We start from the raw sequence: 13,172 nt of genomic DNA on the forward strand, positions 1-13,172 counted from the left end.
TGCGGCAAATTTAGATCGCGTGGTACGTCACACTGTCAGACGGTCGCGGCAGAAACTTTCTACCCCTGCTAAAATGCCCGGCTATTTTTCTAGCGTCCCCGGTTTTCGTCATGTCCCGACTCAACCCCCGGCAACAAGAAGCCGTGAACTACGTCGGCGGCCCTCTTTTGGTGCTCGCCGGTGCAGGCTCCGGCAAAACCAGCGTGATCACCCGCAAGATCGCGCACTTGATCCAGAACTGCGGCATCCGTGCCCAGTACATCGTGGCCATGACCTTCACCAACAAGGCCGCGCGGGAGATGAAAGAGCGGGTCGGCACCCTGCTGCGCAAGGGCGAAGGCCGCGGCCTGACCGTGTCGACCTTCCACAACCTGGGCCTGAACATCATCCGCAAGGAGCATGAACGGCTGGGCTTCAAACCGGGCTTCTCGATTTTCGACGAGACCGATGTCAAAGCCCTGATGACCGACATCATGCAGAAGGAATACTCGGGCGACGACGGTGTCGACGAGATCAAGAACATGATCGGCGCCTGGAAGAACGACCTGATCCTGCCGCCCGAAGCCCTGGAAAACGCCCGCAACCCCAAGGAGCAGACCGCCGCGGTGGTCTATGCGCACTACCAGCGCACCCTGCGGGCGTTCAACGCGGTGGACTTCGACGACCTGATCCTGCTGCCGGTCAAGCTGTTCCAGGACAACCCCGATGTCCTCGAAAAGTGGCAGAACAAGGTGCGTTACCTGCTGGTCGACGAATACCAGGACACCAACGCCAGCCAGTACCTGCTGGTGAAGATGCTGATCGGCACGCGCAACCAGTTCACCGTGGTTGGCGACGACGACCAGTCGATCTACGCCTGGCGCGGCGCGCGGCCCGAGAACCTGATGCTGCTCAAGGACGACTACCCGTCGCTGAAAGTGGTGATGCTCGAGCAGAACTACCGCTCCACCAGCCGCATTTTGCGCTGCGCCAACGTGCTCATCTCGAACAACCCGCATGCCTTCGAAAAGCAGCTGTGGAGCGAGATGGGCCACGGCGACGAGATCCGCGTGATCCGCTGCAAGAACGAGGAAGCCGAGGCCGAACGGGTAGCCATGGAAATCCTCAGCCTGCACCTGCGCACCGACCGGCCCTACAGCGACTTCGCCATTCTTTACCGGGGCAACTACCAGGCCAAGCTGATCGAGCTGAAGCTGCAGCACCACCAGGTGCCGTATCGCCTGTCCGGCGGCAACAGCTTCTTCGGACGCCAGGAAGTTAAAGACCTGATGGCCTACTTCCGCCTGCTGGTAAATCCGGACGATGACAACGCCTACCTGCGGGTGATCAACGTACCGCGCCGGGAAATCGGCTCGACCACCCTGGAAAAACTCGGTAACTACGCCACCGAGCGCAAGGTTTCGATGTATGCCGCCAGCGAGGAGCTGGGCCTTGGCGAGCACCTGGACAGCCGTTATACCGACCGCCTGCAGCGCTTCAAGCGCTGGATGGACAAGGTCCGCGAACAGGTTGCCCTGGAAGACCCGATCGCAGCCCTGCGCAGCATGATCATGGACATCGACTACGAAAACTGGATTCGCACCAACAGCTCCAGCGACAAGGCTGCGGATTTTCGCATGAGCAACGTCTGGTTCCTGATCGAGGCGCTGAAGAACACCCTCGAGAAAGACGAAGACGGCGGCATGACCATCGAAGAGGCCATCGGCAAGCTGGTTTTGCGCGACATGCTCGAGCGCCAGCAGGAAGAGGAAGACGGCGCCGAAGGTGTGCAGATGATGACCCTGCACGCCTCCAAGGGCCTGGAGTTCCCCTACGTGTTCATCATGGGCATGGAGGAGGAAATCCTCCCGCACCGTTCCAGCATCGAAGCCGACACCATCGAAGAAGAACGGCGCCTGGCCTACGTCGGGATTACCCGCGCACGTCAGACCCTGGCCTTCACCTTTGCTGCCAAGCGCAAGCAGTACGGCGAGATCATCGATTGTTCACCGAGCCGCTTCCTGGACGAGTTGCCCGACGACGACCTGGCCTGGGAGGGCCTGGACGACGCGCCAACCGAAGTGAAGGCCGCTCGCGGCAACAACGCACTGGCCGATATCCGTGCCATGCTCAAACGTTAGATAATCAACCTTTGCTGCGGCGTATTGCCGTGGCCACTCTTGCTACATCGAGGAAATACCACAGTGGAAGCACTGCACCAGAAGATTCGCGAAGAAGGCATCGTGCTTTCCGATCAGGTTCTCAAAGTCGATGCGTTTCTCAACCATCAGATCGACCCTGCGCTGATGCAACTGATTGGCGACGAGTTCGCCCGCCGGTTTGCCGATTCGGGCATCACCAAGATCGTCACCATCGAAGCCTCGGGCATTGCCCCGGCGGTGATGACCGGCCTGAAACTGGGCGTCCCGGTGATTTTCGCGCGCAAGCACCAGTCGCTGACCCTGACCGAAAACCTGCTGGTGGCTTCGGTGTATTCCTTCACCAAGCAGACTGAGAACACCGTGGCGATCTCCCCGCGCCACCTCAACAGCAGCGACCGCGTGCTGGTGATCGACGACTTCCTGGCCAACGGCAAAGCCTCCCAGGCGCTGATCTCGATCATCAAGCAAGCCGGTGCCACCGTTGCCGGCCTGGGTATCGTCATCGAGAAATCGTTCCAGGGCGGCCGCGCCGAACTGGACAGCCAGGGCTACCGCGTTGAATCGCTGGCCCGGGTCAAGTCGCTGAAAGATGGCGTGGTTACTTTCATCGAGTAATCAACGCCGACTTTTTCGCGGGGCAAGCCCGCTCCTACCAGCCTGTAGGAGCGGGCTTGCCCCGCGATCAGTTAAAAGCTGTCGCCTGCAACCCCGCCAGCAACAAGCGCTGATACAGATCTTCCTTCAGCCCCTGCGGCTGCGCCAGGTTCATCCGCGCCAACTGCGCAGGAAACGCCTCGGGCGCCGGTGCATCCAGCGCCGCCTTGCCCAGTTCCAGCACCTCACTCAACTTGAACTTGCTCTTGAGCCAGTTCAGCGCCCGCAGCAAATCGCGCTCCTCGGCGGTGAAATCACTGCCCAGCGGATACTCGGGGAACAACCGTGCGTGGCGGTCACGCAGCGCCTGCAAACGCTGGGGGGTGTTGTCGCTGAAGCGCTGATCCAGGCAAAAATCCTTCGGCAACTTGCCGGCCTTCTGCGCCCGCTCGATCAGTTCGGGCTGAAAGCGTGAGTCCGTGATCGCCAGCAAACGGGCAATCACCTCGGCATCGGTCTGCCCGCGCAGGTCGGCGATTCCGTATTCGGTGACGACGATATCGCGCAGGTGGCGGGGAATGGTGCAATGACCGTATTCCCAGACCAGGTTGGAACTGACCTCCCCGCCTGACTCACGCCAGCTGCGCAGCAGCAGGATCGAGCGCGCGCCTTCCAGGGCATGGCCCTGGGCGACGAAGTTGTACTGCCCGCCAACCCCGCTGAGCACCCGGCCGTCTTCTAGCTGGTCGGCGACCCCGGCGCCCATCAAGGTCATGGTGAACACCGTATTGATAAAGCGCGCATCCCGGCGCTGCAGGCGCTTGAGCGACTCCTGGCCATACAGCTCGTTGATGTAGCTGATGGCGCTCATGGCAAAGCGTTTGCGCTGGCTTGGCGGCATTTCCCGCAGGCGCTGGTAAAACGCCTGAGGGCCAAGAAAGAAGCCGCCATGCACCAGCACACCCTGGTCATCCAGCTCGCCGTTGTTGGCCGCCTGCTGGCGCGACTCGTCCGGGTACACCGGGCGGCGGATAATTCCGGCTTCGACCAGTGCCAGCAGGCCGTTGACGAACATTTCGCTGCAGCCGTACAGGCCGCGGGCAAAGGGCTGGAGGCCGCCTTCGCGTTCGATCAGGCTATGCCAGGGCGTCAGGTTGATATCTGCCAGCAATGCCTGGTACGCCTCGCTGTCAGCCTGTCGCGCCAGCACCCCTGCAGTCAGCGCATCGCCCATGGCACCAATGCCGATCTGCAGGGTGCCGCCATCGCGCACCAGGGTGCTGGCATGCAGGCCGATGAAATGGTCCTGGGTGGTCACCGGCATGTTCGGCGTGGAGAACAACCGGGTGTTTTCCGGGCGGTCGATCAGCAGGTCGAAGTCATTGCGGGGCAGCTCGGACGCGCCCGGCATGTACGGCAGTTCGGCATGCACCTGGCCGAGCATGAGGATGGTTTCGCCGGCTGCCCGGCGGCGGGCAATCATTGGCAGCAGGTCGAGGGTTATGTCCGGGTTGCAGCTCAGGCTCAACTGGCCGGGATGTGCCGGATCTTCGGCTACCAGCTGCGCCACCAGGTTCAAGCCCTTGGCGTTGATATCGCGGGCGGCATGGCTGTAGTTGCTGCTGACGTAGTCCTGCTGGGCCATGGTGCTGTGCAACAGGCTGCCGGGTTGCATGAAGAACTGCTCGACACGGATGTTGGCCGGCAACTGGTCGCGGCGCAGGTCGTGCAGGTAGTCCAGCTCAAGGTAGTCGGCGAACACCCGCTCGATGAAGGGCTCAAGAAAGCGCCGCTGCAAGCCGTCGCCCAGGTCCGGGCGGCCCAGGCTCAAAGCGGTGTAAATGGTCAGTTGCCGCTCGGGCAACTGGCGGATTCGCGCATACAGGGCGTTGACGAAGCGGTTGGGCTTGCCCAGCCCCAGCGGCAGGCCCATGTGGATATGCGCAGGCAGGCGCGCCAGCACCTGGTCTACGGCATCATCGATCGAACAGCTGTACGCCATCGCGGCCTCCTGTGGCATTCCTTGAACAGGTTGGACCGAGCATGCCGCCAGATTGCTGCGCTGGCCAGCGCTAAAAAGCACAAAGCCCGCACGCGGCGGGCTTTGTTGGGCAAGCGCTGGGCTTACAGGCCGGACATCTTCTTGATGGCGCCCATCAGGTCGTCATCCGAGCAGTCGGCGCAGGTGCCTTTCGGCGGCATGGCGTTGATGCCGGTAATGGCCTTGGCGAGGATGCCGTCCAGACCACCCTGGTGGTCGGAGCGCTCTTTCCAGGCGGCGGTATCGCCGATTTTCGGCGCGCCGAGCAGGCCACTGCCATGGCAAGCATTGCAGTGCTTGGCGATGATTTCATCCGGGGTCTTGGCACCGCCGCCAGCAGCAGAGGCTGCGACTTCCATTCCCTTGCATTCCTGCCCCTGAACACACACCTGGCCGACCGGTTCCAGTCGCTTGGCGATGTCGTCGTTGGTCGCAGCTTGAGCGCTGACTGCCCAAAGGGCCAATACGGCAGCTGGTACGGCCAGCATTTTCTTGATTAGATTCACGCGTACACCCTCATGGTGGCTAGTCACGCCCGCGGCCACGGTTTCGCAGGCGGCGCAAGTATAACGGGAACCCTGCCTCACCGAAACAACCCTAGTGTCCAAAGGGTCTTAGCCGCGACAATCCGCCGCGCAATACCCGCTAGAAGTTGGCCGGAGTCGCCGCGCTGATCAGCCGGGCCGGCTCATCGTAAGGATTGCGGAAACGGTGCGGCTTGGTACTTTCAAAATAGTAGCTGTCGCCCGCTTCGAGGATGAAAGTTTCCAGGCCTACTACCAGTTCGAGACGACCTTCAAGAAGGATGCCGGTCTCTTCGCCGTCGTGGGTGAGCATTTCTTCGCCGGTGTCGGCACCCGGTGGGTAAACCTCGTTGAGAAAGGCAATGGCCCGGCTCGGGTGCGCCTTGCCGACCAGTTTCATGGTCACCGCGCCGTCCGAAATGTCGATCAGCTCGTGAGCCTTGTAGACGATCTGGGTGGGGTTTTCCGGTTGCAGCTCTTCGGAAAAGAACTCGACCATGGACATCGGAATACCGCTCAACACCTTGCGCAACGAGCTGATGGAAGGGCTGACGCTGTTCTTCTCGATCATCGAGATGGTGCTGTTGGTGACGCCCGCACGTTTGGCGAGTTCACGCTGTGACAGGCCCTTGAGCTTGCGTATGGCTTGCAGTCGTTCACCGACGTCCAAAGCTGGAGCCCTCCTAAACGAACGAGTGGGGTCGAAATTGAACGTTATCATCGCAACAGCGTTCAGTATTTACAACACTTCGACCCGCAGCCTGTCCGCTTTGGCGCCTTAATCGCCGCTGTAGTCCAGCGGTACGCGCTTGAGGTTGCAGAAAATCTGGTAAGGGATGTTGCCAGCGTGCATGGCCACTTCGCTGGCCAGCACGTTTTTGCCCCACAGTTCCACCGGGCTGCCGAGGCCCGCTTCAGGCACGTCGGTGAGGTCAATGCAGAGCATGTCCATCGATACCCGGCCAATCAGCTGGGTACGTTTGCCGGCCACCAGCACCGGCGTACCGTTTGGCGCCTGGCGCGGGTAGCCATCGGCGTAACCCATGGCCACCACACCAACCCGGGTCGGCCGCGGGCTGACAAACTTGGCACCGTAGCCTACCGGCTCGCCGGCTGGCAGCTCACGCACGCTGATCACCCGTGATTGCACGGTCATCACCGGCTGCAGGCGCGCAGCTTGAGCCTGGGGCACTTCGAACGGCGTAGCGCCGTACAGCATCAGGCCCGGGCGCACCCAGTCGCTGGGCATGTTCGGCCAACCGAGCACGGCCGGCGAGTTGCGCAGGCTGACCTCGGCGCTCAAGCCCTGGCGTGCGGCCTGGAATACCGCCAGTTGTTCGTTGCTGGCCTCGCTGTCGAGCTCATCGGCACGGGCGAAGTGGCTCATCAGCACGATACGTGCAACCTTGCCGCTGGCCAGCAGGCGCTGGTACGCGGCCTGGTAGTCCTTGGCATGCAGGCCAACTCGGTGCATGCCCGAGTCGAGCTTGAGCCAGACTGTAATCGGCTTGCTCAGGTGCGCCTGTTCGATCGCCTCCAGTTGCCACAGCGAATGCACCACGCACCACAGGTCATGCTCGGCGATCAGTTGCAGTTCGCTGGCTTCAAAGAAGCCTTCGAGCAACAGCACCGGCGGCTTGATCCCGGCTGCGCGCAGCTCCAGCGCCTCTTCGATGCAGGCCACGGCAAAACCATCGGCGTGCTGCTCCAGGGCCAGGGCGCAACGCACGGCACCGTGACCATAGGCATCGGCCTTGATCACAGCCAGGGCTTTGGCTCCGGTCAGTTCGCGGGCAAGTTGATAGTTGTGACGCAGGGCTTGAAGATCGATCAGGGCACGGGCGGGACGCATGACGGCAGCCTTCTGGGCAGTCTGGTTAGAAGTAAAAAGCCCGGTGCTCGAAGGCAACTGGTCGGCCGCCGGCGGCACCGGGTGAGGGATCGGGTATTACGGCAGTGCGGCGACCACCGACAGCTCGATAAGGATTTCCGGCTCGCACAGCTTGGCTTCAACGGTGGCACGGGCCGGGGCGACGCCTTTTGGCAGCCACTTGTCCCACACCGCGTTCATGCCCTGAAAATGCGCGTCGATGTCCTTGAGATAGATGGTCACCGAAAGCAGGCGGCTCTTGTCGGTGCCGGCCAGGTCCAGCAGGCGCTCGATGTTGGCCAGGGTCTCGCGGGTTTGCTGCTCGATCCCGGCGTTCATGTCGTCACCGACCTGGCCCGCGAGGTACACGGTGCCGTTGTGGGTAACGATCTGGCTCATGCGCTCATTGGTGAGCTGGCGCTGGACTGACATGCTTGGCAGGCTCCTGGTGTTTTCCGTAGCGAGAGATATCGAGGCCTTCAGCGCTGATTTGCGGCTTCTTGCGCGCAATCAGGTCGGCCAGCAGGCGACCGGAACCGCAGGCCATGGTCCAACCCAGGGTACCGTGACCGGTGTTGAGGAACAGGTTACGGAACGGGGTAGCACCGACGATCGGCGTACCATCCGGAGTGGTCGGGCGCAGGCCGGTCCAGAAACTGGCCTGGCTCAGGTCGCCGCCACGAGGATAAAGGTCGTTGACGATCATCTCCAGGGTTTCGCGCCGACGCGGGTTCAGCGACAGGTCGAAACCGGCGATTTCAGCCATGCCGCCGACGCGGATGCGGTTGTCGAAACGGGTGATCGCGACCTTGTAGGTTTCGTCGAGAATGGTCGAGGTCGGGGCCATGGCCGGATCGGTGATCGGCACGGTCAGCGAGTAGCCTTTGAGCGGGTAGACCGGGGCCTTGATGCCCAACGGCTTGAGCAACTGCGGCGAGTAGCTGCCCAGGGCCAGCACGTAGCGGTCGGCGGTTTCCAGCTTGCCGTCGATCCATACACCGTTGATGCGATCACCGGCGTAGTCCAGGCGCTGAATGTCCTGGCCAAAGCGGAACTCGACACCAAGCTTGATCGCCATTTCCGCCAGGCGGGTAGTGAACAGCTGGCAGTCGCCAGTCTGGTCGTTGGGCAGGCGCAGGGCGCCGGCAAGGATATCGGTCACGTTGGCCAGGGCCGGCTCGACGCGGGCAATGCCTTCGCGGTCGAGGACTTCGTACGGCACGCCGGACTGCTCGAGGACGGCGATGTCCTTGGCGGCGTTGTCCAGTTGCGCCTGGGTGCGGAACAGCTGGGTAGTACCCAGGGTACGGCCTTCGTAGGCAATGCCGGTTTCGGCGCGCAGCTCGTCGAGGCAGTCACGGCTGTACTCGGACAGGCGCACCATGCGCTCCTTGTTCACCGCGTAACGGTTGGCGGTGCAGTTGCGCAGCATTTGCGCCATCCACAGGTACTGGTCGATGTCGGCGGTGGCCTTGATGGCCAGGGGCGCGTGGCGCTCCAGCAGCCACTTGATGGCCTTGAGCGGCACGCCCGGGGCAGCCCAGGGCGATGCGTAACCAGGCGAGACCTGGCCGGCGTTGGCAAAGCTGGTTTCCATGGCGACTGCCGGTTGACGGTCGACCACGACGACTTCGAACCCTTGCCGTGCCAGATAGTAGGCACTGGCGGTTCCGATCACACCGCTACCAAGTACCAGAACTCGCATGTTGATTACCCTCGACGCAGCGTACCGCTGACATTTGTTGTTAATGGCGTAGATGCGCGCAGTATAGGAAGGTATGACCAGTGCTTTTCACTATATAAAAGCCTATATTTGGCGAGAATTCTCGGCAAGGTTGGCTTTTACGGAGGGGCATCCACTATGAGAACCCAGCACCAAAGCAAGCGTGAACTGGACAAGATCGACCGCAATATCCTGCGCATCCTGCAGGCCGATGGACGCATCTCGTTTACTGAACTGGGCGAAAAGGTCGGCCTGTCGACCACCCCCTGCACCGAGCGGGTCCGGCGCCTGGAGCGCGAAGGGATCATCATGGGCTACAACGCCCGGCTCAATCCGCAGCATTTGAAGGGCAGCCTGCTGGTGTTCGTCGAGATCAGCCTCGACTACAAGTCGGGCGACACTTTCGAAGAGTTCCGACGTGCCGTGCTGAAGTTGCCGCACGTGCTCGAGTGCCATCTGGTCTCGGGCGACTTCGATTATCTGGTCAAGGCGCGGATTTCCGAGATGGCCTCGTACCGCAAGCTGCTTGGCGACATCCTGCTCAAGCTGCCGCATGTGCGCGAGTCGAAGAGCTACATCGTCATGGAAGAGGTGAAGGAAAGCCTCAACCTGCCGATTCCGGACTGAGGTTCAGACCAGCACCTGGCGGGTGCTGGCGATGTACTGGTGGACCAGCTTCTCGGCCTGCGGATCGATCATCTCGGCCGGGCCGCGGCCATTGGGGCATGGCAGCTTCGGCGTGGTACCGAACAGGCGGCAGATCAGCGGCCGCTCTTCGTACACGGTGCAACCGTTGGGGCCCAGGTGCACGCAGTTCAGTTCCGCCAGCGCGGCTTCCTGCTCGGCGGCACTCTTGCGCGGCAGGCGGGCCATTTCTTCTGACGAAGTGGTGACCGGCCCGCAACAGTCGTGACAGCCCGGCACACATTCAAACGACGGGATCTGCTCGCGCAGGAAGCGGATCTTGTGGCTGTTGCAACTCATGGCGGCCTGCGGCAAAGAAGTCTGGCGCTCTATTTTGCCCTACGGTTGCCCACCCCTGAAAGCGCAGCTTATCCTGCGTAAAATTTTCCAAACACTCAGAACCAGGACATCGCCATGAACGCCGGCGTTCAGCAGCCCGCCTCGCACACCGCTTCCTACTACGCTGCCAGCAGCGCCCCACAAGCGGATTATCCACAGCTGCAGGGCGAACTGAGTTGCGACGTCTGTATTGTCGGCGGTGGTTTTTCCGGGCTGAACACGGCGATCGAACTGGCCGAGCGCGGCCTCAATGTGATCCTGCTGGAAGCGCGCAAAATCGGCTGGGGCGCCAGTGGGCGTAACGGCGGGCAGCTTATTCGTGGCGTCGGCCACGGCCTTGAGCAGTTCACGTCGATCCTTGGTTGCGACGGCGTGCGCGAGCTCAAGCTGATGGGCCTGGAAGCGGTAGACATCGTCCGCGAGCGTATCGAGCGGCACAGCATAGAGTGCGACCTGACCTGGGGTTACTGCGACCTGGCCAACAAACCGCGCGACCTGCAAGGTTTCGCCGAGGATGCCGAAGAACTGCGCAACCTCGGTTACCGCCACGAGCTACGCCTGGTAGCGCCGGAGCAGATGCACAGCGTGGTCGGCTCGGACCGCTACGTTGGCGGCTTGATCGACATGGGCTCCGGGCATTTGCACCCGCTCAACCTGGCCCTGGGCGAGGCCGTGGTGGCTGGCAAGCTGGGCGTGCGCCTGTTCGAGCAGTCTGCGGTGACGCGCATCGACTATGGCCAGCAGGTGCGCGTGCACACCGCGCAAGGTTCGGTATTGGCCAGCACCCTGGTGCTCGGTTGCAACGCCTACCTTAACGACCTGAACCCCGAACTCGGTGGCAAGGTGCTGCCCGCCGGCAGCTACATCATCGCCACCGAGCCTCTGAGCGAAGCCCAGGCCAGCCAGTTGCTGCCGCAAAACATGGCCGTCTGCGACCAGCGCGTGGCCCTCGATTACTACCGTCTGTCGGCCGATCGCCGGCTGCTGTTTGGCGGTGCCTGTCATTACTCCGGACGCGATCCGCAAGACATCGCCGCCTACATGCGGCCGAAAATGCTCAAGGTGTTCCCGCAGCTCGCCGATGTGCGCATCGACTATCAATGGGGTGGAATGATCGGCATCGGTGCCAATCGCCTGCCGCAGATCGGCCGCCTACCCAACCAGCCCAACGTGTACTTCGCCCAAGCGTATTCCGGCCATGGCCTGAATGCCACGCACCTGGCCGGCAGGCTGCTCGGTGAAGCCATCAGTGGCCAGCACAGCGGGCGTTTCGACTTGTTCGCGCGGGTGCCGCACATCACCTTCCCGGGCGGCAAACACCTGCGCTCGCCGCTGCTGGCCCTGGGCATGCTCTGGCATCGGATGAAAGAGCTGGTCTAAGACCGCCAGAACGGCTTCAGGCCTTCCTCGCGGGCCTGCTCAGGAGTCAGGCCGACGTCGCGCAGTTGCACTGCGTCCAGCGCCAGCAGCGCCCTGCGGGTATGCCAACGATGCGCCATCAGGCCCCAGCGACTGAGACCGGTGGGCGCACTGAACAGCTGGGTACGCTGCTCGCGGCTCAGTTCTTCGGCATACAGTTTCAGGCGCACATCGCTCATGCCGCTCATTGCTTGTTACCTCCAGGGTGTGTGAACCGTGGAGAAAGCATGCGCGTCAAGGCAAAACCATTACAGATCCAAAGACCGACTATTATTTCCATACAGAATTGGCAGATTTCCTACTGAATGCTGTATTTTTTCCTCATCTGTATTGGTCTGTTGCTGTAGTCGTTTTCCGGAGTATGCCATGACGTTGTACATCAACCTCGCCGAGCTGCTCGGTGCCCGCATCGAACAAGGCCTGTACCGTCCCGGCGACCGCTTGCCTTCGGTACGCGCCCTGAGCATCGAACATGGTGTCAGCCTGAGCACGGTGCAGCAGGCCTATCGCCTGCTGGAAGACAACGGCCTGGCTGCACCACGGCCAAAATCCGGCTACTTCGTGCCCAACAACCGCAGCCTGCCCGCCCTCCCCGATGTCAGCCGCCCGGCACAACGGCCGGTGGATATTTCCCAATGGGAGCAGGTCATCGAGCTGATCCGCAGCGAGCCGAATAAAAACGTGGTGCAACTGGGCCGCGGCATGCCCGATATCGACAGCCCGACTCTCAAGCCGCTGCTGCGCAGCCTGGCCCAGCTCAGCCGGCGCCAGGACATGCCCGGCCTGTATTACGACACCATCTCTGGCACCCGCGCCCTGCGCGAGCAGATCGCCCGGCTGATGCTCGACTCCGGCTGCACTGTGAGCCCGGCCGACCTGGTGGTGACTACCGGTTGCCACGAAGCGCTGTCGAGCAGCATCCGCGCGGTGTGCCAGCCGGGCGATATCGTCGCGGTGGATTCGCCCAGCTTTCATGGCGCCATGCAAACCCTCAAGGGCCTGGGCATGAAGGCCCTGGAGATCCCCACCGACCCGCTCACCGGGATCAGCCTCGAAGCCCTGGAACTGGCCCTGGAGCAGTGGCCGATCAAGCTCATCCAGATCACCCCGAACTGCAACAACCCGCTCGGCTACATCATGCCCGAGGCGCGCAAGAAGGCCTTGCTGACCCTGGCGCAACGCTTCGACGTAGCGATCCTGGAAGACGATGTGTATGGCGACCTTGCCTACACCTATCCCAGACCGCGGACCATCAAGTCGTTCGACGAAGACGGTCGAGTGCTGCTCTGCAGCTCGTTCTCCAAGACCCTGGCGCCAGGCCTGCGCATTGGCTGGGCGGCCCCGGGGCGGTATCTGGAGCGGGTGCTGCACATGAAGTACATCAGCACCGGCTGCACCGCCACCCAGCCGCAACTGGCAATTGCCGACTTCATCGAAGGCGGCCACTACCAGCCGCACCTGCGGCGCATGCGCAGCCAGTACCAGCGCGGGCGCGACCAGATGAGCGACTGGGTTACCCGCTACTTTCCACCGGGCACCCGCGCCAGCCGGCCCCAGGGTGGTTTCATGCTGTGGGTGGAATTGCCGGAAAGTTTCGACACACTGCGCCTGAACCGGGCTTTACTTGGGCAGGGCGTGCAGATTGCCGTCGGCAGTATTTTCTCGGCCTCGGGCAAGTACCGTAACTGCCTGCGGATGAACTTCGCCGCACGCCCCAGTGCCGAAATCGAAGCGGCAGTGCGCAAGGTTGGCGAAACCGCCATTCGTCTACTGGCCCAGGAGCACGGCGCCGGGTAACTTTGCGCCGCCGCTCGCGGTCCATATTCTTACGCCTCAG

13 protein-coding genes are annotated in these 13,172 nt (G+C 62.3%); 5 read left to right on the plus strand and 8 right to left on the minus strand.

What is annotated here, in order from left to right; genetic code table 11:
• The first annotated feature begins 110 nt into the window (after nucleotides 1–110).
• Both rep and LOY37_RS26680 read left to right on the plus strand, forming a co-directional pair.
• Nucleotides 111–2,120, plus strand: a complete 2,010-nt coding sequence (gene rep / locus LOY37_RS26675; protein WP_038998055.1) for a DNA helicase Rep — start codon at nucleotides 111–113, stop codon at nucleotides 2,118–2,120.
• 63 nt (nucleotides 2,121–2,183) lie between these two features.
• Nucleotides 2,184–2,756 (plus strand): xanthine phosphoribosyltransferase, encoded by a 573-nt coding sequence (locus LOY37_RS26680; RefSeq protein ID WP_045199628.1) that lies wholly within the window; start codon nucleotides 2,184–2,186, stop codon nucleotides 2,754–2,756.
• Between the two features lie 67 nt (nucleotides 2,757–2,823).
• Here the strand turns inward: LOY37_RS26680 and LOY37_RS26685 are convergent, their stop codons facing one another.
• The 6 genes from LOY37_RS26685 to dadA all read right to left on the minus strand — a co-directional run bounded on the left by LOY37_RS26685 (nucleotide 2,824) and on the right by dadA (nucleotide 8,875).
• Entirely contained in the window at nucleotides 2,824–4,737 is a 1,914-nt protein-coding gene (locus LOY37_RS26685) for an acetyl-CoA hydrolase/transferase C-terminal domain-containing protein (RefSeq protein ID WP_258716062.1), read from the minus strand.
• A gap of 122 nt (nucleotides 4,738–4,859) precedes the next feature.
• Nucleotides 4,860–5,282: a cytochrome c5 family protein gene (locus LOY37_RS26690; RefSeq protein WP_176794204.1), complete on the minus strand. Its 423-nt coding sequence runs from the start codon at nucleotides 5,280–5,282 to the stop codon at nucleotides 4,860–4,862.
• Nucleotides 5,283–5,421: 139 nt separating this feature from the next.
• Nucleotides 5,422–5,970 carry a cupin domain-containing protein gene (locus LOY37_RS26695; protein ID WP_010225839.1) on the minus strand — a complete coding sequence of 183 codons (549 nt, stop codon included), beginning with the start codon at nucleotides 5,968–5,970 and terminating at the stop codon, nucleotides 5,422–5,424.
• A 108-nt stretch (nucleotides 5,971–6,078) separates the two neighbouring features.
• Nucleotides 6,079–7,152 (minus strand): alanine racemase, encoded by a 1,074-nt coding sequence (gene alr, locus LOY37_RS26700; protein ID WP_093378051.1) that lies wholly within the window; start codon nucleotides 7,150–7,152, stop codon nucleotides 6,079–6,081.
• Nucleotides 7,153–7,248: 96 nt separating this feature from the next.
• Nucleotides 7,249–7,602 (minus strand): RidA family protein, encoded by a 354-nt coding sequence (locus LOY37_RS26705; RefSeq protein ID WP_010225843.1) that lies wholly within the window; start codon nucleotides 7,600–7,602, stop codon nucleotides 7,249–7,251.
• A complete protein-coding gene (gene dadA, locus LOY37_RS26710) occupies nucleotides 7,574–8,875 on the minus strand; it encodes a D-amino acid dehydrogenase (protein ID WP_045199621.1) in 1,302 nt (433 codons plus the stop codon). The genes LOY37_RS26705 and dadA overlap by 29 nt, the downstream gene beginning before the upstream one ends.
• Nucleotides 8,876–9,031: 156 nt before the next feature.
• Between dadA and dadR the strand changes: the two genes are divergently transcribed.
• Nucleotides 9,032–9,520: a transcriptional regulator DadR gene (dadR, locus tag LOY37_RS26715; protein WP_008366790.1), complete on the plus strand. Its 489-nt coding sequence runs from the start codon at nucleotides 9,032–9,034 to the stop codon at nucleotides 9,518–9,520.
• A 3-nt stretch (nucleotides 9,521–9,523) separates the two neighbouring features.
• On the opposite strand, the gene LOY37_RS26720 is transcribed toward dadR, so the two are convergent.
• Nucleotides 9,524–9,877: a YkgJ family cysteine cluster protein gene (locus LOY37_RS26720; RefSeq protein WP_038998046.1), complete on the minus strand. Its 354-nt coding sequence runs from the start codon at nucleotides 9,875–9,877 to the stop codon at nucleotides 9,524–9,526.
• A gap of 114 nt (nucleotides 9,878–9,991) precedes the next feature.
• Between LOY37_RS26720 and LOY37_RS26725 the strand changes: the two genes are divergently transcribed.
• Nucleotides 9,992–11,296: an FAD-binding oxidoreductase gene (locus LOY37_RS26725; protein ID WP_213602890.1), complete on the plus strand. Its 1,305-nt coding sequence runs from the start codon at nucleotides 9,992–9,994 to the stop codon at nucleotides 11,294–11,296.
• Here LOY37_RS26725 and LOY37_RS26730 read toward each other — a convergent pair.
• Complete coding sequence (locus LOY37_RS26730) at nucleotides 11,293–11,523, minus strand: DUF1127 domain-containing protein (protein ID WP_258716063.1); 231 nt, start codon at nucleotides 11,521–11,523, stop codon at nucleotides 11,293–11,295. The genes LOY37_RS26725 and LOY37_RS26730 overlap by 4 nt on opposite strands.
• 178 nt (nucleotides 11,524–11,701) lie before the next feature.
• On the opposite strand from LOY37_RS26730, the gene LOY37_RS26735 reads away from it, so the two are divergent.
• Nucleotides 11,702–13,132, plus strand: coding sequence for a PLP-dependent aminotransferase family protein (locus LOY37_RS26735; RefSeq protein WP_093378042.1), 1,431 nt, complete (start codon nucleotides 11,702–11,704; stop codon nucleotides 13,130–13,132).
• The last annotated feature ends 40 nt before the right edge of the window (nucleotides 13,133–13,172 follow it).

The sequence above is a fragment of the Pseudomonas sp. B21-012 genome, from assembly GCF_024749305.1.
Lineage (GTDB): Bacteria > Pseudomonadota > Gammaproteobacteria > Pseudomonadales > Pseudomonadaceae > Aquipseudomonas.